The organism is Arthrobacter sp. NPDC057013, assembly GCF_042674585.1.
Taxonomy (GTDB): domain Bacteria; phylum Actinomycetota; class Actinomycetes; order Actinomycetales; family Micrococcaceae; genus Arthrobacter.
This window is the reverse complement of record NZ_JBHUSE010000020.1, coordinates 78,323-95,527: the sequence shown is the minus strand read 5'-3', so window position 1 is coordinate 95,527 and position 17,205 is coordinate 78,323. Positions and strand designations below refer to the sequence as shown.

The following is a 17,205-nucleotide window of genomic DNA, read 5'->3' as shown; positions in this document are numbered from 1 at the left end:
ACCCGGGCCTCCAGCCTGGCCGTCCCGGCCAGCACATCCAGCCACGCATCCGCCTCATCCCGCAACGGATCACCACCCGCCCCAGGACCCACACCACCAACGGAACCGGCCCCGGCGCCGGCAGCCTCACGGACAAAACCAGCCAGCACAACAACAGAGGACTCCACGCCCTCCACCGTCTGCACCGCTGCCGTCGCATCCACACCCACAGCATGACAGGGGGCTACGACAATTAAGGGTGGCGTGGGCCTGCTGCGGGCCCGCTCGAAAAATATTCTTTTGAGTCACCCGGGAACGAGAACCAGGTGACCGCTCAGGGCGCTCCCAGCGCCCACAAGGCCCTAAGCTGCGATCCAATCGGCGGGTTGGGGGAGCGAAATGAAAAACCAAGGCGGCCAGCACCGCCCGTCGTGCGCCGCCCAAACGTCCCTGCTTTATCGATTGGGATACTGGGTCCCGGGATCGTGGCGGTGGGAGCAATCGCGGCCCGGCCGATCAGACCACTGGATGATGTACCGGATCTGAGGCAGGATGAATCAAGCGGGCGGACCGACCCCGTTGTCGCGCTTTTTGGTGCTGACCTGAACACGCCGCTTGACGGCCCTTGGTGGCGTTCCGCCCGCCCACTCATGCCTCACGAGCATCACAGCGTTGCTCAGGCGGTCTCCTACGCGGAGGATTCCTTCGGCTCCCTGGCTTCCTTGGGCGGAAGCGGCTGTGGGTTGAGGAACGCCCCGGTGATCAGCGGCGCCACCAGCCCCACCTGCCACGGTCGGGCACCGAGCTCGCGAAGCTCCTCGGCGATGGCGGCTTCACTGACGTCCGCCGGGGGCCGCCACGCGACGCGGCGAAGGAAGTCCGGGGTCAGCAGGTTTTCGAGCGGAAGCTTGAGCTCGTCCGCCTTCTCCTGCAACAGCGGCCTGGCGGTCTGCAGCCGCTCGGCGGCGGCAAGGTCGCGATCGGCCCACACCCGCGGTGGCGGCGGGGCGTTGGTGGGCAGGTGGAGCGGGGGCAGGTCTTCGAGCGCCCTGGCGGCGGCAATGCACCGCAGCCAGCGCGGGGCCTCCCGCTGGGCAGCCCGGCCGTGGAAGCCTTTGGTGCCGAGCAGTTGCGGCACGGTCGCGGGCATCGCCTTGGCTGCGGCGACGAGGGCGGAGTCGGGAATGAGCCGGCCGGGAGCCACGTCGCGCTTCTGGGCCAGGGCATCGCGTTCGAGCCACAGCTCGCGCACCGCGGCCAGCTGGCGGCGGTCCCGGATCTGGTGCAGTCCGGACGTCTTGCGCCAGGGGTCCACTCTGGGCGCTGCGAGCCCGGCGGACAGGATCGCGGCGAACTCCTGCTCGGCGTATTCGAGTTTTCCATCCGCTTCGAGCAGTTCTATGAGTTCCTCGCGCAGCTCCGTCAGGACTTCGACGTCGAGCGCTGCGTACCGGAGCCAAGGTTCCGGCAGGGGACGGGTGGACCAGTCGGCTGCCGAGTGCTCCTTGGCTAAACCGAAACCGAGCAGCTGCTCAATCACGGCGGCGAGGCCGACACGGGGAAGGCCGGCGAGGCGGGCCGCCAGTTCGGTGTCGAAAAGCTTATCGGGCCACATACCCAGTTCCGACAGGCAGGGGAGGTCCTGGCTGGCGGCATGCAGGATCCATTCGACGCCCTGCAGGGCATCGTTGATGATCCGCAGGTCCTCGAACGGCTCGGGGTCGATCAGCCAGGTGCCGGAACCTTCCCGGCGGATCTGCACCAGGAAGGCGCGCTGCCCGTAGCGGAAACCCGAGGCGCGCTCCGCGTCGACACCGGCGGGCCCCGTGCCCGCTGCAATTGCGGCGGCGCAGCGTTCCAGCCCGGCCTGGGTTTCGATGACCAGGGGCACCCCGTCGCGGGGGGAATCGAGATCGATGACAACGGGGACCCGGCTGTCAAAGCCTTCCACCGTTATATGGGGCGTATTTTCAGCAGCCGGAGCGCCGGCTGTGGTGTTATCCGGTTTTTGAGGGGTCATGATGACCCTAGTTTACCGGCAGCAGGCCCAAGGGCCGTCCGGAATGCCACGCGCCGCCGTCGGAACCGACGGCGGCGGGTGGCCAATGCCGCTGCGAATGGATGAAACAGGCCCGTGCGAACGCAGCCCAGGTGAACTCAGCTCAGGCGAAGAGGCCCTCCCCGATGAAGCCGCCCTGTTTGACGCCCGGCGGCACGGCGAAGAGGCCGGAACCCGTGTGTTTGAGATATTCGAGGGCCAGGATGTCCTGCTTTGCCATGGTCATCTGCATCGGCACGTAGTGCGTCCGCGGGTCCTTGACGAAGGCAATGAAGAACAGCCCGGCGTCGAGGTGGCCCAGCCCGTCCGAGCCGTCGGTATAGTTGTACCCGCGGCGCAGCATCCGCACGCCGTCGTTCTGGTCGGCGTGGGCCAAACGGATGTGGGAGTCCATCCCGATGAGCGGCTCGCCGTCGTTGCCCTTGATGGCGAAGTCGGGCGCGGTGAACTCCTTGCCGCCGGACAGCGGTGCACCTTCTCCCTTGGTTCGGCCGATCAGGCCTTCCTGTTCGCGGAGTGAGGTACGGTCCCAGATCTCGATGTGCATCCGGATGCGCCGCGCCACCAGGTAGCTGCCACCGGCCATCCAGGCCTCGCCTGCTCCGGATCCGGCGCCGGCCCACACGTGCTCGTCGAGCAGGGCCGAGTCCTCGGCCTTGAGATTGTTGGTCCCGTCCTTGAAGCCGAAGAGGTTGCGCGGGGTCTGCTGCGCGCGCGACGTCGACGACGTGCGGCCGAAGCCCAGCTGGGACCAGCGGACCCGGGCTTTACCGAATCCGATGCGGGCCAGGTTGCGGATGGCGTGCACGGCCACCTGGGGATCGTCGGCGCAGGCCTGCACCACGATGTCGCCGCCCGTCCGGGCCGGCTCCAGCGCGTCGCCGGGGAAATGCGGCAGATCGATCAGGGCGCCGGGGCGCTTTCCGCCGAGGCCGAAGCGGGCCTTGCCGTCCTTTTCGAACAGCGAGGCGCCGAAGCCAATCGTCAGCGTGAGTCGGCCGGCGTCCAGGTCCAGTGCCTCCCCGGTGTCCTCCGGCGGGGCGTCATACGGGCCGTCGACGGCGCCGGTGGCTCCGGTGGTCCGGCCGGCGGTCATGGCCTCAGCGGCGGCGGTCCAGTCCTTGAGCAGTCCGATCAGCGCCGCACGGTCTTCAGTGGTGACGTCGAAGGCCGCCATGTGGAGGCGGTCCTGCGCGGCGGTGGTGATCCCGGCCTGCCGGTCGCCGAAGAAGGGGATGACGGACTCGTTGGCGGCCGGCGCCGCCGCGGCCGCGATGGCGTCGTGGCCGAGCAGGCCGGCGGCGATGCCCGCCACCGCTCCCGCGCCTCCCGCGCCGGCCAGTCCGAGAAGTCCGCGCCGGGACAGGCGGCGATTGCCGCCGTCGGACGCCTCCGGTGACACTACGGCATCGTCCGAGTGCGCATCGGCCGGCGGCTGCCGGTCGCCGCCGAAGGGGCAGGCGCTCACAGCACCACTGCCGCGGTGAGCTTGGACAGCGGCTCGCCGAGGGCATCCACCAGGGCGCTGAGCTGCTGGACCTCGTCCTTGCTCAGCTCGCTGTAGTAGGCGAAGCCGTCGCCCTTGGCATGCTTCTTCAGCTCAGTCTGCAGGGCACTGAATTTGGCCTCGAGGTCCTTGGCCAGCGTGGCGTCCTTCTGCTCAAGTGCGGGCTTGAGGTTCTCGAACGCGATCCGGGCGCCGTCCACGTTGGCCTGGAAGTCCCAGAGATCGGTGTGCGACCAGATTTCCTCCTCGCCGGTGACCTTGCCGCGGGCCACCTCATCCAGCAGTTCCTTGGCACCGTTGCCCAGTTTGTCCGCGCTGAGCTCGACGGTGCGGGTGCGGGTGCTGAGTTCCTCGGTGTCGGCCACCAGCTGCTTGGAGATTGCCGAGCGCTCGGCGGCGGTCAGCGCCTTGTAGCCCGCCGGCGGGAACAGGTCCTTCTCGGCACGGTGCCATCCGGTCCACTTCTGTCCCGGTTCCAGGTCAGCCTCACGGGCATCAAGCTTGGGATCGAGATCCCCGAAGGACTCGGCCACGGGTTCGATCCGTTCCCAGTGCATGCGCGTGGCGGCGTACAGGCTCTTGGCCCTGGCGGCGTCGCCCGCGGCGTAGGCGGCGGCAAATTCCTTGGTGCCGGCCACCAGCTGCTCGGTCTGGTCCTTGACGTAGGCCGTGTACTGGGTGACTCCGGTGTCCACCAGCTTCTGGTGGCCGGCGCCAGCGGTGGTCTCCCTGCCGGAGTCCTTGACGGTGAAGTCGGCGCGAATGCCGTCGCCTTTCATCCCCGGCTTGCAGGCGGTGGTGTACTTGCCGGCCGGCGCGGTGAGCACCAGGTTGCGGGTGATCCCGGGGCCGATGTTCTCCACCTCGGCCACAATCCGCAGGCCATCTTCGGCGAGCACGTAGAACTCGGTGACCTCGGCGCCGTTGTTCTTGACGGCGAAGGTCAGGTTACCGCTCGGCGCTTCGGCGGCGGACACCTTGCACTCGGTATCAGTGCTGGTCACCTGGATGGGCCCGTCGGTGGCGCCGGTCGCGTTGGCGCTGGCGTTGTCGGTGCAGGATGCGAGGGCCAGCGGGAGGACTACGGTGGCTGCCACTACGGCGAGGCGGGCACCTGCAGTCCGGCGGGTTTTGGGCGAGGTCAAGCCTGGCATGGGGATTCCTTGGAGGTTTTGGGCTGTCGGGACGCAGCGGGGTTTGGGAGCGGTGTTAGGAAGCGATGGCGGCAGTTGCGGCAGGGGCTTCCGCCGCTGGCCGGGGCCGGGGACGGAAGTTGGCTCGGAGGTAGAAGAACATGGCGGGAAAGGCGTACAGGACCCAGGCGGATGCCTCCAGCCACGTGGTGGCGGGGGAGAAGTTCAGGGTTCCCTTCAGCAGGGTGCCGTACCAGGACGACGGCGGGATGGCGGCTGACACATCGAAGGCAAGGCTGTGCAGCCCCGGCAGGATGCGGGCCTCCTGCAGGTCATGGATGCCGTAGGCCAGGACCCCGCCGGCGATGACCACCAGGGCCACGCCCGTCCAGGTGAAGAAGCGGGAAAGGTTGACCTTCAGGACACCCCGGTGCAGCAGGTACCCGAGCCCCGCCGCCACAGCGAGGCCCAGGAGGGCGCCGAACAGCGGGGTTCCGGATTCGCCGCTGGCCTGGGCTGCGGCCCACAGGAAGAGTGCCGTCTCCAGGCCCTCCCGACCGACAGCCAGAGCCGCGACAAGCACCAGGCCCCAGGCGGCGCCGTCTGCCACGCCGTCAACGCGGGAGCGCAGTTCGCTGCCGAGCGTGCGGGCGGTGCGCGCCATCCAGAAGACCATCCAGGTGACCATCCCGACGGCGACGATGGACAGGCCACCGCCGATCGCCTCCTGCGCTTCGAAGGTGAGGCCACGCGGGCCGAAGGTCAGCAGCGCACCGAAACCTACCGACACGGCCACAGCGATTCCCACTCCGGCCCACAACCGGGGGAGCAGCCCACGCCGGCCGCTCTTGGTCAGGTAGGCCATCAGCAGGACGACGATGAGCGTCGCCTCGAGGCCCTCCCGGAGGCCGATGAGGAAGTTGGCTGTCATGTGAAGCACCTTCTGCCGGAGGAGCCCCTTCTTAGGCTCACCTAAGCACGGGACTTTACACGGCCAAGGCGATTAGGCAAAAGAACCGTGCCGTAATTACGGCGGAAATTACTCCACCGGTTGGGCCAGCACGGTTTTGGGCAGGAGAGGGCAGGGTTGGGCAGTGCAACTCAGGGCGGGGCGGGGCAGGGCTATGCTCAGCTGCAGCGCTGTTCGGGCTGCAGCGCTATTGGGGCTGCGCCTAGTTGCGGCGCCTGCGCGGAAGTGCGGAGACGCCGTCGGGCAGCGGTGGAAGGCCGGCGAAGGTGCACACCATGTCCGACCACGCCTCGAGGTGCGCCTGGACGTCGGCGCTGGCCGGAGTCCATGAGGCACGGAGTTCAATGTCGATCGAGGCGGGCCGGTCCGCCAGGGTTCCGAAGCTTTCCGACAGGATGCGGGTGGCCGTGCCGCCGGCCGCGCGGTACGGGGCGTTGTGGGTTTCCAGTGCTTCCACGAGCCAGGTCCAGGCTACCGAGCCGAGCATTTCATCGTTGCCCATCTCGGCGTCGAGCTGTGCCCGGATGTAGGTGACGATCCGGAATTCGCCGTCCCACACGGCCGAGCCGTCGGGGTCGTGCAGCAGGATGAAGCGCCCGGTGGCGAGTTCCTCGCCGTCGTCGTCATCGTCTCCCGTGGAGGTTCCCGAGGAGGTTCCGGCGGCGGCCGACCTGGCCAGCGCCATGGCCGCCGGGCCGTGGACCGGTGAACGGTCCCCGGCGCCGGCCTTGCCGCCGCTGGGAATTATGACTTCCGCACCGAGGGCCACGGCGAAGGGCGCCAGCCGGGCGGGCGCCGGGATCTCGTCGAGGCGCAGCTCGCTGCGGCAGCGTGCTTTGCGGAGCGTTCCCAGCGCATACAGGAAATTCGCGGGAACCTGGGCAAGTGCGTTCACAATGGCAGGGTACGCATTGAAAACCGCCGATTCCGGCAGGCTCGCCGCCTGCTCACGCAATCCCGCGCATGTTACTGGCCTGCCGCCTGGGCGGACCCGTGCCGGGCGACTTCGGCCTTGATGGCCGCCACGAAGGCATCGACGTCCTCCTCGCTGGTGTCGAAGGAGCACATCCAGCGGACCTCGCGGGTGGCCTCGTTCCAGTCGTAGAAGCGGAAGGACTCCCGGAGCCTGTCCGCCACCCCCATAGGCAAAACCGCAAAGACGCCGTTGGATTCCGTCTTCTGCGTGGGTTCCACTCCCTCAATCCCGTCCACCGCGGCCCGCAGCCTTGTGGCCATGGCGTTGGCGTGCTCGGCTGACCGGAGCCACAGGTCACCCTCGAGCAGGGCGATGAACTGGGCGGACATGAACCGCATCTTGGAGGCGAGCTGCATGTTCATTTTGCGCAGGAAAAGCAGCCCCTGGGCGGCCTCCGGGTTCAGCGCCACCACTACCTCGCCGAACAGCAGCCCGTTCTTGGTCCCGCCGAAGGACAGGATGTCCACGCCGGCGTCGCGCGTGAAGGCCCGGAGGGGTACACCCAGGTGCGCCGCCGCGTTGGCCAGCCGCGCCCCGTCCATATGCAGCTTCATGCCCTTGGCGTGGACGTGCTCGGCGATCGCCCGGACTTCATCCGCCGTGTAGCAGGTGCCCAGTTCGGTGGTCTGGGTGATGGAGACGGCCAGCGGCTGGGCGCGGTGCTCGTCACCCCATCCCCACGCCTCGCGGTCGATGAGCTCCGGCGTGAGTTTTCCGTCCGGGGTGTGCACCTGCAGCAGCTTGATGCCGCCCACGCGTTCCGGCGCGCCGTTCTCGTCCATGTTGATGTGCGCCGTCGACGCGCAGACCACCGCACCCCAGCGCGGGAGCAGCGACTGCAGGGACAGCACGTTGGCGCCAGTGCCGTTGAACACGGGGAAGCACTCGATGCCCGGCCCGAAGTGTTCCTCCATCAGCTCCTGCAGGCGGGCCGTGTAGGCATCTTCGCCGTAGGAAACCTGGTGCCCCTCGTTGGCAGCGGCCAGCGCGGCCAGCACCTCGGGATGCACCCCCGAGTAGTTGTCCGAGGCAAAGCCCCGCACCGAGGCGTCGTGCAGCCTGGACATGGTGCCGCTGCCGGCAGATTCAACCGTTGTAGTCATCTCGTTGGTCACGCTTTCAGTCTAGGTAGTTGGTGCGCTCTGTGTACTTGCAGCACTTTGTGCAGTTGCTGCGCTGGCGGGAACCGGGGCCAGCAGCAGCCGCTGCCCGTTCAGCTCCGCAGCCGGCTGGCTAAAGAGTCCGACGGCGGCCGCCGCCAGCTGCTCGACGTCGGTGTAGCCGGGGAACTTCCGTTCCGGCTCTTTGGTGCGCATGCCTGCGTCCACGAGCGCCTTCACTACGAGGACGACGGCGGCACTGTGCTGGGCGCCGTCGGCCCGGCCGGCGGGGGCTTGGCTGGGTGGGGCTTGGCTGTCCTTGCGGAAACCGTCCGCCACAGCCACGGTCCACGCCTCCGCGGCGGCCTTGGCCGCCACATAGCTGGCGACGCCGGCGGCGGGGCTGTCCACCGCCGTCGAGGACACCATGGCAAACCGCCCGCAGGGCGAGGCGGCGAGGTCGTCGTAGAAGACCCGGGTCACGTTCCGGAGCGTCGTTACGGCACTGCGCTCCAGGAAATCCCAGTCCTCGTCGGTCTGGTCCGTGATGCCCTGCGCGCCGCGCCATCCGCCCACCAGGTGGATGACGCCGTCGATCCTTCCGGCCGTGCGCGCGAGCTCCTGCTGCAGCTCGCGCACGGCGGCCAGGTCGCCGAGATCGCAAACGAGCGGGATGGCGCCGCCCGCCGTTTCCGCAGCAGCCTCGATGCGTGCCTTGTCCGAACCGACGCTGTATACGGCAAAGCCGGCCCGCAGCAGGGCACGGGCGGCCGCGATTCCCGATGGTCCGCTGCCGCCCGTAACCAGCACGCGCAGTGGGCGGTCATCAGTCAGGCCGGCGCCGGACATGCTGGGGCCTGTCATGCCGCCGTCGCCGCCGGACCGTCTGCCGGCAGCGCAGAATCCGTGCAACCGGTAATGCCCGCGGTGGATTCGATGACAGGGCGCATCTTCTTTTCGAGGGCCTCGTAGAACATGGACAGCGGGAATTCGTCGTCCAGGACCTGGTCGGTGAGCCCGCGCGGCGGCCCGTCGAGGGGGAGGGCGCCTGGCCCCTTGGCCCAGACCGAAGCCGGGTTCGGCGTGACGGTGCCGGAGATCAGCTCATACGCTGCCAGCCAGTGGGCGGTCTTGGGCCGGTCGATGGAGCGCCAATAGAGTTCCTCGATCCGGGCACCCAGCTCCACCACGACGCCGGCGACGTGCTCCCAGTCGATGGTCAGGCGGCTGTCGGTCCAGTGGAGGACACGGTGCTGGTGCAGCCACGCGAACAGCAGCTGGCCGCCGAGCCCGTCGTAGTTGCGCACCCTGCTGCCGGTAATGGCGAACCGGAAGATGCGGTCGAAAATGACGGCGTACTGCACGAGCTTGGCGTGCCGGCGGGCTTCCGGATCCGCGGCCTCGTCCTTTTCGATCTTCACGGATTCCCGGAAGGCCGTCAGGTCGCAGCGCAGCTCCTCGAGGGAGTACAGGAAAAACGGCATCCGCTGCTTGATCATAAAGGGATCGAACGGCAGGTCCCCGCGCATGTGCGTGCGGTCGTGGATCAGGTCCCACATGACGAACGTCTTTTCGGTGAGCTCCTGGTCCTCGAGGAGTTCCGCAGCCGCGGCTGGCAGTTCGAGCGAGGTGATCTCGGCGGCGGCCCGCAGGACGCGGCGGAAGCGTGCGGCTTCCCGGTCCGCGAAGATGGCGCCCCAGGTGAACCGCGGCGTGGCCCGCACGCCCACGGTTTCGGGGAACAGCACTGCGGAGTTGGTGTCGTACCCGGGGGTGAAGTCTATGAACCGGATCGGCACGAACAGCCGGTTCGAGTAGTCGCCCTGTTCCAGGCCTGCAATGAAGTCAGGCCAGACGACGTCGATGAGGACCGCTTCCACGAGCCTGCTGCTGCTGCCGTTCTGCGTGTACATGGGGAAGACCACCAGGTGCTGCAGGCCGTTCTCGCGGTCCGCCTGCGGCTGGAAGGCCAGCAGGGAGTCCAGGAAGTCCGGCACGCCGAACCCGGCCTCGGCCCAGCGGCCAAAGTCGCGGCACACGAGATCCAGGTATAGGGAATCGTGGGGGAATGCCGGTGCCAGCGCCCGGGTGGCGCTGACAAGGGCTTCGACGTGGCCCTCTGCTGCCGCGTGCGCGGCCTGGTCGGGGATCGAACCGTCCTGCACCTGGAGTTGCCGCAGGGCAATGGCCGCGGCCTTCAGACGCTGCCATTCCGGGTGTTCTGCGGAGATTCGGGCTGGTGCTGTGTGTACGGTTACGGTCATCGCTGGCCTCGCCTTTCGGTTATCTGAGCTTCTACGGCGAGCGTAGCAAGCAGACAGGCTTCCTAATCGGTCATAGGCGCGAGCATAAGAAACTATAGTGCTCGAGGCTGCCGAAATAACCCCTAGGCGCAGCGCCCGGCAACCTCAGGGGCAGACCTCAGGGCCGGGCGTCCTCGGCGGCGGGAACCAACTTCAGTGAGATGGAGTTGATGCAATACCGCTGGTCAGTCGGGGTCCCGTACCCCTCGCCCTCGAACACGTGCCCGAGGTGGGAGTCGCAGTTGGCACACCGCACCTCGATGCGGTCCATGCCGAGGGTGCGGTCATGGATATACCGCACGCGTCCTTCGGCCAGCGGGGCCCAGAAGGACGGCCAGCCGCAGTGCGAATCGAACTTTTCCTTGCTGGTGAACAGTTCGGTCCCGCACGCGCGGCAGTTGTAGACGCCGGCGGTGTGGGTGTCCCAGTATTCGCCCGTGTACGGGCGTTCCGTGCCGGCCTGGCGCAGCACGTGGTACTCCTCCGGCGTCAGTTCCTGCCGCCAGTCTTCGTCGGACCGGCTGGTGGCGGGGGCTGCCGCGGAGTTGGTGAGGTCGGATTTCTCAGGGGTGCTCATAGTCGGACTAACGCTCAGGAGTCCCCGATAAATCCCGAGCCGGCGTATAGGTGCAGTACCGGGAGCCCCAGCTTGTCCTGCGCCCGGTTGGCCCAGTCGGTGTGGAAGGTGTCCGACACGGCATGCGGCCTGGTGATGACGACTGCCTGTGCGGCCCCAAGCTCCTTGACCTTGGCCACGAGCCCGTTCACGGCGCCGCCGGCCACCACCTCACCGGCAACTCCGCCGCCGAGGCCTTCCAGTGCGCTGACCGAGGTGGCGAGCGTGGCGTCCGCCGCTGCCCGTTCCTCCGCAGGGTCCGGGGCATGGGAGGTCAACTCGCGGAAAGCCTTGGCAATATCCAGCATCGACAGGTTCTCGAGGAAGTCCACGAGCAGATGCCGTTCCGTGTTGGCCGGCACCAGCACAACCAGGGGCGCGTCACCCCCGTCCACCAGTCGTTCGATGTTCACGCGGTCATCCGCACCCAGCGGCTCTTCAGTCAAAATGACGATTGGATCGCTCATGGCATCAGCCTAGTCCCGCCCGCTACGGCCCGCATGCATTTGACGCGCACGCATTTGCTCCGCCCGCCGTCGGGCGAATGTGCCGTAACGGGCCGGATCCGTCAAGATGGGAGGCATGGATTCCGCGCAGGCCGCTTTGACAACCCAGCCCGCTTCCCAGGGCAATGCGATGACCCTGAGGGCGAAGTGGACACTCGGGGGAATCATCGCCGGCGGCAGCGCGGCTGCCCTGCTCGGTGCCGGATCATCCGCCCTCGCGCTCTACTTTGCCCGCCGCGTCCTCACCCCCGCCCGCGTGCGGGCGGCAGACCAGGAAATCCTGGCGGTCATCAGGGAAGGCCGGGATCTGCAGGTCATCCTCGCGGCCACACCGGAGACGACACATAACGGCGTGTACAGCCTCTTCTTCGACGCAGGTGCCGGGCACGCCCGGATCGGCAGGATCCTGTCCTATTCCCCGGCCGAGCGCACCGTGCTGCGCGAGGTGGAGGCCGTCTACAGCGGCGACCTTGAATCCGCGGGGCGCGGCTGGTGGGGCGGCGCCACGTACCAGCATCCCTCCGACGTCGGGCTGGCGTCCGAGGACGTAGCCATCCAGGTCGAGGGCGGGACAGCCCCCGCCTGGCTGATCCCGGGCGATGCCGGCGCTGAAACCTGGGCCATCATGGTCCATGGGCGCGGGGCCACCCGGCAGGAGTGTCTCCGTGGAGCACGCGTGGCCCACGAGCTCGGACTGCCCAATCTCCTGGTTTCCTATCGGAACGACGGCCTGGCGCCGGCAGCATTTGACGGCCGGTACGGGCTGGGCTCCACGGAGTGGCGGGACATCGACGCTGCCATCGCCTTTGCCCTGGACCGCGGCGCCCGCGAGGTTGTGCTTTTTGGCTGGTCCATGGGAGGGGCCATCTGCCTGCAGACCGCGGACCTGTCGGAGCACAGGCACGTCATCCGGGCCATGGTGCTTGATGCCCCCGTGATCGACTGGGTGAATGTGCTGGCCCACCACGCGGAGCTGAACCGGATCCCGTCGGCCGTTGGCAGGTACGGCCAGCTGATGATGGGGCATAAGGTGGGCCGCCGGCTTACCGGACTGGCTGCACCCGTGGACCTGAAATCCATGGACTGGGTGTCACGGGCCGTTGAGCTCCGGACGCCGACGCTCATCATCCACAGCGTGGACGACGAATACGTGCCCTACCAGCCGTCGGCCCAGCTCGCTGAAAAGAACCCGGAGATGGTCACATTCGAGCCGTTCGAAGGGGCTAGGCATGCCAAGGAGTGGAACGCCGATCCGGCGCGCTGGGAAGGCCTTGTCCGGGCGTGGCTGCAGCAGCAGCTGGCGCCGCGCCGGAACCCAGGCCAGCCGGAACCGGGTCAGCCTGCCCCTGTTTAGCCTTCCCCGGGTTTAGCCTGGTCCCGTTCAGCCCGGCTGGGAGCCTGTTCCGATCGTGGCTGTGACGGCCTTGGTGAGGCGCAGCAGGTCGCGGGGATCCAGTTCGATGTCCAGGCCGCGCCGGCCGCCGGACACCAGGATGGTGTCCAGGGCGAGGGCACTTTCGTCGATGACGGTGGGGGAGGCCTGCCGCTGCCCCAGGGGCGAAATTCCGCCCAGCACGTAGCCGGTGCGCCGTTCGGCCGCCGCGGGGTCCGCCATGGCGGCCTTCTTGCTGCCCAGCGCAGCGGCCATCGCCTTCAGGTCCAGGCTTCCGCTGACAGGTACGACGCCGACCGCCAGCTTGCCCTCGACCTCCACCATGAGCGTCTTGAAGACCCTTGCCGGGTCGATGCCCAGGACCTCGGCCGCCTCCATGCCGTAACTGGCCGCGGCCGGATCGTGGCTGTAGGGGTGGAGGGTAAAGGAAACGCCTGCCGCAGCCAGTACGGCTGTGGCAGGCGTTCCCTGCGACGTGTTCTTGCGCGCCATCCGGTCCGGCTCCTAGGCGTAGAGCCGGGCCGCGGCGGCCACCTTGCGCTTGATGCGCCCGAGCATCGCGGTCATGCCGCGCATGCGGAGCGGCGTGATGGCGCGGGTCAGGCCGAGCAGTTCCGGCATGTCATCGGGCACAGCCAGGATCTCCTCGGCGGTGAGGCCGTCCAGTCCCTCGTGCAGCACTCCGGCGAAGCCACGGGTGGTGGGGGCCTCCGGCGGCGCCTTGAAGAACAGCCGGAAGGCGGGGGACCCGCCGTCGTTCTTTTCCGTCTCTATGGTGAGGAAAAGAGGTGACTGGCATTCCACCACCTGCTCCAGCAGCTCAGGGTGGTTGTTCAGGCGCTCCGGAAGCTCCGGCAGGCCGCGGGAAAACTCCAGCAGGAGCTGCAGCCGCTCGGGCTCGCTCAGTGCCTGGAAGTCGTCGACAATCTCCGCAAGGGCGGTGGGAAGTGCTTGTGTACTCATCACTTCCAGCTTACGCAGATTGTCCCCGTTCGCCGCTTTTTTACGGCGGATTTACCGTGCGGCAACTGCCGGCACTGAGCCGCGTTCCGCGCCCTTGGCAATCGGGACGCGGACAGCGTTGCCCCATTCGGTCCAGGAGCCGTCGTAGTTGCGGACGGTTTCGAAGCCCAGGAGGAACTTCAGCGCGAACCACGTGTGGCTGGAGCGTTCGCCAATGCGGCAGTAGGCAACGACGTCGTCGCCCTCGGTGAGTCCGGCCTCGCCGAGGTACAGTGCCTCAAGCTCGGCGCGGCTGCGGTAGGTGCCGTCCTCTGCTGCCGCCCGTGCCCACGGGATCGACGCCGCGGTGGGAATGTGGCCGCCGCGCAGCGCACCTTCTTCGGGGTAGGCGGGCATGTGGGTGCGCTGGCCGGTGTATTCCTCGGGGGAGCGGACGTCGATCAGCGGCTTGCCCAGGTGGGCCAGGACGTCTTCCTTGAAGGCGCGGATCGGGGCGTCGTCGCGCTCCACTACGGGGTAGTCCGCGACGGCCGGCGTGGGGACGTCGGTGGTCAGCGCACGGCCTTCGGCGATCCACTTGTCGCGGCCGCCGTCCAGCAGGCGGACATCCTCGTGGCCGAACAGGCTGAAGACCCAGAGGGCGTAGGCGGCCCACCAGTTGGACTTGTCGCCGTAGATGACAACGGTGGCGTCGCGGGAAATGCCCTTGGCGGCGGCCAGGGCGGCAAACGCCTCGCCCTCCACGTAGTCGCGGGTTACTTCGTCGTTCAGGTCCGTATGCCAGTCGATCTTGAGCGCGCCGGGAATGTGTCCGGTTTCGTAGAGCAGGACGTCCTCATCGGACTCGACGACGACGAGCTTGCCGTCGTTAAGGGCGCCGGCATCGATGGCCGCAGCCAGCCACTCGGTGGAAACAAGCCGCTCCGGGTGCGCGTAGGCGGCGAACTTCTCGTTCTGTTCAACGGGGTAGGACATGCGTATGGCCTTTCACTGAAACGGTCAGGTCAGACCGCCGGGGGACGGCGGGTCACTGCTCCAACACTAGCCACGGGCCGGTCGGAATGCTCCTGTGTGTTAACAGGACGAAATGTGTGCTTGCTCACGGCGCCGCCGGTAGTAGGGGGCAGGCCGCGGGGCGGGCTGCCAATGCCGGTATTCTTGCTGGGGACAAATCACCAGCAGAATGGACCACCTTGGTACAGATCGAAAAGCTCGCCACCCGGACGCCGGCGGTGTCGGTGGATGAGCTCCTCAAAGGTTTCTACCCATCGCCCAGGTTTGGGCAGGTGTCCTTTGCAAGCTACCGGCCCGATCCCAAGCAGCCCAGCCAGGCGGCAGCGGTCACCGCGCTGCAGTCTTTCGCCGGAGGCGTAGGCGCCGGGGACGGCGGGGGACTGTTCAAGAAGCTGTTCGGCAAGAAGGACGCGACCCGCGCCGGCATTTACCTTGACGGCGGATTCGGCGTCGGAAAAACCCACTTGCTGGCCTCGCTCTGGCACGCTGCCCCCGGGCCCAAGGCCTTCGGCACCTTTGTGGAGTACACCAACCTGGTGGGCGCCCTGTCCTTCCGGAAAACAGTTGAGGCGCTGAGCTCCTACAAGCTTGTCTGCATTGACGAGTTCGAACTGGACGACCCGGGCGACACTGTCCTGATGTCCCGCCTCATGCGTGAACTGGCCGACGCCGGCGTGAAGCTCGCAGCCACCTCCAACACCCTGCCGGGCTCGCTGGGCGACGGCCGCTTTGCCGCCGTGGACTTCCAGCGTGAAATCCAGGTCCTGGCGGACCAGTTCGACGTCATCAGGATCGACGGCGAGGACTTCCGCCACCGCGGCCTGCCGGCCGCGCCCGCGCCGCTGCGGAACAGCGAACTGCACGCCCACATGAAGGCGGAGTTCGACGGCAAGACCGTTGCCGAGGATGACTTCGGAACGCTCATCTCACATCTCGCGGGCGTTCACCCGAGCCGCTACCGGAAACTGATTGACGGTGTGGACGGCGTTGTCTGGCGGGATGTGGAAACCATCACCGAGCAGGCCGTGGCGCTGAGGTTCGTGGTCCTCGCCGACCGCCTCTACGACAAGGATGTTCCGATCCTTGCCAGCGGCGTTCCCTTCGACAAGCTGTTCACGGAGGACATGATGACCGGCGGCTACATGAAGAAGTACTTCAGGGCGGTTTCCCGGCTCACCGCACTGGCCCGCGAAGGCCAGAACCACGAGCCCTCGTAATTTCTGCGGAGAAACGAAAGGTGCCGGCACCGCCTCTCGGCGGGACCGGCACCTTTTGACGTTTTGGGGCAAGCCCGGTAAGTCCTGGCTACGGAGCCTTCTCAGCCGGCGGCACGTTGTCCGCCGGTCCCTGGGTCGGCCTCTCATCGGCTTTGTCAACGAGAGTGGAAGCGCCAGCCTGGACCTGATCTACCTGGCCGGTGTATTTGCCGCCCGTCTTGGAGTCGACAAAATCACCTGCCTTGTTGATGCCGTCCTTGATGGCCTGCTCGTTGCCGCGGATCAGACCCTGAGCCTTGCCCTTCAGATCGTCAAGTAAACCCACGAGCACCTCCCTTCAATCGCGGAGCCAGTTCGCTCCTCCGCATTCGATCCTAGCCTTGAAGTCGGAGCCTGCCAAGGAGTTCTTGACAAATCTTGTCAAACGGTATGAGGGCAAGAAAAAAGCAGCTCCGGGGAGCTGCTGTATTTCGTGGGCGATACTGGGATCGAACCAGTGACCTCTTCCGTGTCAGGGAAGCGCGCTACCGCTGCGCCAATCGCCCGGAGCCGGTCAAACCGGCGGTATCCTGGGTTCGGATCCGTAAGGATCAAGAGAGCGGACGACGAGATTCGAACTCGCGACATCCACCTTGGCAAGGTGGTGCTCTACCAGCTGAGCTACGTCCGCATTTTGAAGTCTGGCCGCGTGGCTAAACGTTCAGCTACAAGCAAGTTGCCTTGCTCTGGTGGGCGATACTGGGATCGAACCAGTGACCTCTTCCGTGTCAGGGAAGCGCGCTACCGCTGCGCCAATCGCCCATTGCATCCGGAAACACCGGAAACCATGGTTTTCACCGAGGTGGGTACGGGATTCGAACCCGTGTATACGGCTTTGCAGGCCGCTGCCTCGCCTCTCGGCCAACCCACCGTGTAGGCCTCGACTCCCGGAATCAACTTCCCGGGATCAGAGCCATGACAGTGTCCTGCGAGCGGACGACGAGATTCGAACTCGCGACATCCACCTTGGCAAGGTGGTGCTCTACCAGCTGAGCTACGTCCGCATTTCGGAGCCGTGATTCCTTGCCGTATTCGGCAGTTCGTCGCGTTCCAACGAGTAAGAACTCTATAGGAGGTTCCGGGAAACTCCAAATCGAGTGCCGGGGACATGGCCGGGGAAGCCGTACTTCCTTGAATTCTAGGGAAATTTTCGAATTACAGTGGTGTAGTTTCCGCGGCCAGGGCCGGCTGGTTCTGCTGGCGTCCCGGCCTTGGACGTTCCCCGGGCACCTCACTTGGCTGACCTTTTCCGGGGGTCCATGCGCCGATTTCCGTTTACCCCCAAACGTCCGCTAGCATTCAAATGCATCGGGGCGATTGGCGCAGTGGTAGCGCGCTTCGTTCACACCGAAGAGGTCACTGGTTCGAACCCAGTATCGCCCACCGATGGAAAGTCCGTTCAGCCCAGGAGATAAAACTGGGAGGGGCGG

16 protein-coding genes, 6 tRNA genes and 1 pseudogene are annotated in these 17,205 nt (G+C 66.9%); 3 read left to right on the top strand and 20 right to left on the bottom strand.

The features are described 5' to 3' along the window. The 11 genes and pseudogenes from ACFTSA_RS20195 to ACFTSA_RS20145 form a co-directional block, all read right to left on the bottom strand. Positions 1 to 203, bottom strand: a pseudogene (locus tag ACFTSA_RS20195) (endonuclease); the annotation flags it as partial. Positions 204 to 667: 464 nt separating this feature from the next. Next, on the bottom strand, positions 668 to 1,999 hold the full coding sequence (locus ACFTSA_RS20190) for an HRDC domain-containing protein (protein WP_377953556.1): 1,332 nt from the start codon (positions 1,997 to 1,999) through the stop codon (positions 668 to 670). Positions 2,000 to 2,141: 142 nt separating this feature from the next. Beyond that, the gene (gene efeB, locus ACFTSA_RS20185; RefSeq protein ID WP_377953555.1) at positions 2,142 to 3,506 is read right to left on the bottom strand and encodes an iron uptake transporter deferrochelatase/peroxidase subunit; all 1,365 of its coding nucleotides are present in this window, start codon (positions 3,504 to 3,506) and stop codon (positions 2,142 to 2,144) included. Continuing rightward, a complete protein-coding gene (gene efeO / locus ACFTSA_RS20180) occupies positions 3,503 to 4,699 on the bottom strand; it encodes an iron uptake system protein EfeO (RefSeq protein ID WP_377953554.1) in 1,197 nt (398 codons plus the stop codon). The genes efeB and efeO overlap by 4 nt, the downstream gene beginning before the upstream one ends. 55 nt (positions 4,700 to 4,754) lie before the next feature. Further along, entirely contained in the window at positions 4,755 to 5,609 is an 855-nt protein-coding gene (efeU, locus tag ACFTSA_RS20175; RefSeq protein WP_377953553.1) for an iron uptake transporter permease EfeU, read from the bottom strand. A 241-nt stretch (positions 5,610 to 5,850) separates the two neighbouring features. Then, a complete protein-coding gene (locus ACFTSA_RS20170; RefSeq protein WP_377953563.1) occupies positions 5,851 to 6,546 on the bottom strand; it encodes a DUF3000 domain-containing protein in 696 nt (231 codons plus the stop codon). 68 nt (positions 6,547 to 6,614) lie between these two features. Next, positions 6,615 to 7,727: a threonine aldolase family protein gene (locus ACFTSA_RS20165; protein WP_377953562.1), complete on the bottom strand. Its 1,113-nt coding sequence runs from the start codon at positions 7,725 to 7,727 to the stop codon at positions 6,615 to 6,617. Between the two features lie 21 nt (positions 7,728 to 7,748). Continuing rightward, positions 7,749 to 8,588, bottom strand: coding sequence for an SDR family NAD(P)-dependent oxidoreductase (locus tag ACFTSA_RS20160; RefSeq protein WP_377953552.1), 840 nt, complete (start codon positions 8,586 to 8,588; stop codon positions 7,749 to 7,751). Then, the gene (locus ACFTSA_RS20155; RefSeq protein ID WP_377953551.1) at positions 8,585 to 9,988 is read right to left on the bottom strand and encodes a DUF6421 family protein; all 1,404 of its coding nucleotides are present in this window, start codon (positions 9,986 to 9,988) and stop codon (positions 8,585 to 8,587) included. Before ACFTSA_RS20155 ends, ACFTSA_RS20160 begins: the two co-directional genes overlap by 4 nt. A 157-nt stretch (positions 9,989 to 10,145) precedes the next feature. Beyond that, entirely contained in the window at positions 10,146 to 10,604 is a 459-nt protein-coding gene (msrB, locus tag ACFTSA_RS20150) for a peptide-methionine (R)-S-oxide reductase MsrB (RefSeq protein WP_377953549.1), read from the bottom strand. A gap of 14 nt (positions 10,605 to 10,618) precedes the next feature. After that, positions 10,619 to 11,110: a hypothetical protein gene (locus ACFTSA_RS20145; RefSeq protein ID WP_306922438.1), complete on the bottom strand. Its 492-nt coding sequence runs from the start codon at positions 11,108 to 11,110 to the stop codon at positions 10,619 to 10,621. 115 nt (positions 11,111 to 11,225) lie between these two features. Between ACFTSA_RS20145 and ACFTSA_RS20140 the strand changes: the two genes are divergently transcribed. Beyond that, the gene (locus tag ACFTSA_RS20140) at positions 11,226 to 12,503 is read left to right on the top strand and encodes an alpha/beta hydrolase family protein (protein ID WP_377953547.1); all 1,278 of its coding nucleotides are present in this window, start codon (positions 11,226 to 11,228) and stop codon (positions 12,501 to 12,503) included. A gap of 27 nt (positions 12,504 to 12,530) precedes the next feature. Here the strand turns inward: ACFTSA_RS20140 and ybaK are convergent, their stop codons facing one another. Genes ybaK through ACFTSA_RS20125 form a run of 3 tightly spaced genes read right to left on the bottom strand, consistent with a single transcriptional unit; the run spans position 12,531 to position 14,480 of the window. Continuing rightward, positions 12,531 to 13,034, bottom strand: coding sequence for a Cys-tRNA(Pro) deacylase (ybaK, locus tag ACFTSA_RS20135; RefSeq protein WP_377953546.1), 504 nt, complete (start codon positions 13,032 to 13,034; stop codon positions 12,531 to 12,533). Positions 13,035 to 13,046: 12 nt separating this feature from the next. Next, entirely contained in the window at positions 13,047 to 13,505 is a 459-nt protein-coding gene (locus ACFTSA_RS20130; protein WP_331574755.1) for a SufE family protein, read from the bottom strand. Positions 13,506 to 13,556: 51 nt separating this feature from the next. Beyond that, entirely contained in the window at positions 13,557 to 14,480 is a 924-nt protein-coding gene (locus tag ACFTSA_RS20125) for a sulfurtransferase (protein WP_377953544.1), read from the bottom strand. Between the two features lie 218 nt (positions 14,481 to 14,698). Here ACFTSA_RS20125 and zapE point away from each other — a divergent pair, with 218 nt between their 5' ends. After that, positions 14,699 to 15,736, top strand: coding sequence for a cell division protein ZapE (gene zapE, locus ACFTSA_RS20120; protein WP_377953542.1), 1,038 nt, complete (start codon positions 14,699 to 14,701; stop codon positions 15,734 to 15,736). 88 nt (positions 15,737 to 15,824) lie between these two features. On the opposite strand, the gene ACFTSA_RS20115 is transcribed toward zapE, so the two are convergent. The 6 genes from ACFTSA_RS20115 to ACFTSA_RS20090 all read right to left on the bottom strand — a co-directional run bounded on the left by ACFTSA_RS20115 (position 15,825) and on the right by ACFTSA_RS20090 (position 16,779). Next, positions 15,825 to 16,061, bottom strand: coding sequence for an antitoxin (locus ACFTSA_RS20115; protein ID WP_377953540.1), 237 nt, complete (start codon positions 16,059 to 16,061; stop codon positions 15,825 to 15,827). Between the two features lie 148 nt (positions 16,062 to 16,209). Continuing rightward, positions 16,210 to 16,281, bottom strand: a tRNA-Val gene (locus ACFTSA_RS20110). A 52-nt stretch (positions 16,282 to 16,333) separates the two neighbouring features. After that, positions 16,334 to 16,406: transfer RNA gene (locus ACFTSA_RS20105), tRNA-Gly, on the bottom strand. 56 nt (positions 16,407 to 16,462) lie between these two features. Further along, positions 16,463 to 16,537, bottom strand: a tRNA-Val gene (locus tag ACFTSA_RS20100). A gap of 38 nt (positions 16,538 to 16,575) precedes the next feature. Next, a tRNA-Cys gene (locus ACFTSA_RS20095) sits at positions 16,576 to 16,646 on the bottom strand. A gap of 60 nt (positions 16,647 to 16,706) precedes the next feature. Next, a tRNA-Gly gene (locus tag ACFTSA_RS20090) sits at positions 16,707 to 16,779 on the bottom strand. Positions 16,780 to 17,086: 307 nt separating this feature from the next. On the opposite strand from ACFTSA_RS20090, the gene ACFTSA_RS20085 reads away from it, so the two are divergent. After that, positions 17,087 to 17,158: transfer RNA gene (locus ACFTSA_RS20085), tRNA-Val, on the top strand. Positions 17,159 to 17,205 lie beyond the last annotated feature (47 nt).

Excerpts from the sequence above, each read along its gene's own strand:
- ACFTSA_RS20190 (WP_377953556.1), bottom strand. The coding sequence starts at position 1,999 with ATGACCCCTCAAAAACCGGATAACACCACAGCCGGCGCTCCGGCTGCT.
- efeO (WP_377953554.1), bottom strand. The coding sequence starts at position 4,699 with ATGCCAGGCTTGACCTCGCCCAAAACCCGCCGGACTGCAGGTGCCCGC.
- efeU (WP_377953553.1), bottom strand. The coding sequence starts at position 5,609 with ATGACAGCCAACTTCCTCATCGGCCTCCGGGAGGGCCTCGAGGCGACG.
- ACFTSA_RS20165 (WP_377953562.1), bottom strand. The coding sequence starts at position 7,727 with ATGACTACAACGGTTGAATCTGCCGGCAGCGGCACCATGTCCAGGCTG.
- ACFTSA_RS20160 (WP_377953552.1), bottom strand. The coding sequence starts at position 8,588 with ATGACAGGCCCCAGCATGTCCGGCGCCGGCCTGACTGATGACCGCCCA.
- ACFTSA_RS20155 (WP_377953551.1), bottom strand. The coding sequence starts at position 9,988 with ATGACCGTAACCGTACACACAGCACCAGCCCGAATCTCCGCAGAACAC.
- msrB (WP_377953549.1), bottom strand. The coding sequence starts at position 10,604 with ATGAGCACCCCTGAGAAATCCGACCTCACCAACTCCGCGGCAGCCCCC.
- ACFTSA_RS20145 (WP_306922438.1), bottom strand. The coding sequence starts at position 11,110 with ATGAGCGATCCAATCGTCATTTTGACTGAAGAGCCGCTGGGTGCGGAT.
- ACFTSA_RS20140 (WP_377953547.1), top strand. The coding sequence starts at position 11,226 with ATGGATTCCGCGCAGGCCGCTTTGACAACCCAGCCCGCTTCCCAGGGC.
- ybaK (WP_377953546.1), bottom strand. The coding sequence starts at position 13,034 with ATGGCGCGCAAGAACACGTCGCAGGGAACGCCTGCCACAGCCGTACTG.
- ACFTSA_RS20130 (WP_331574755.1), bottom strand. The coding sequence starts at position 13,505 with ATGAGTACACAAGCACTTCCCACCGCCCTTGCGGAGATTGTCGACGAC.
- ACFTSA_RS20125 (WP_377953544.1), bottom strand. The coding sequence starts at position 14,480 with ATGTCCTACCCCGTTGAACAGAACGAGAAGTTCGCCGCCTACGCGCAC.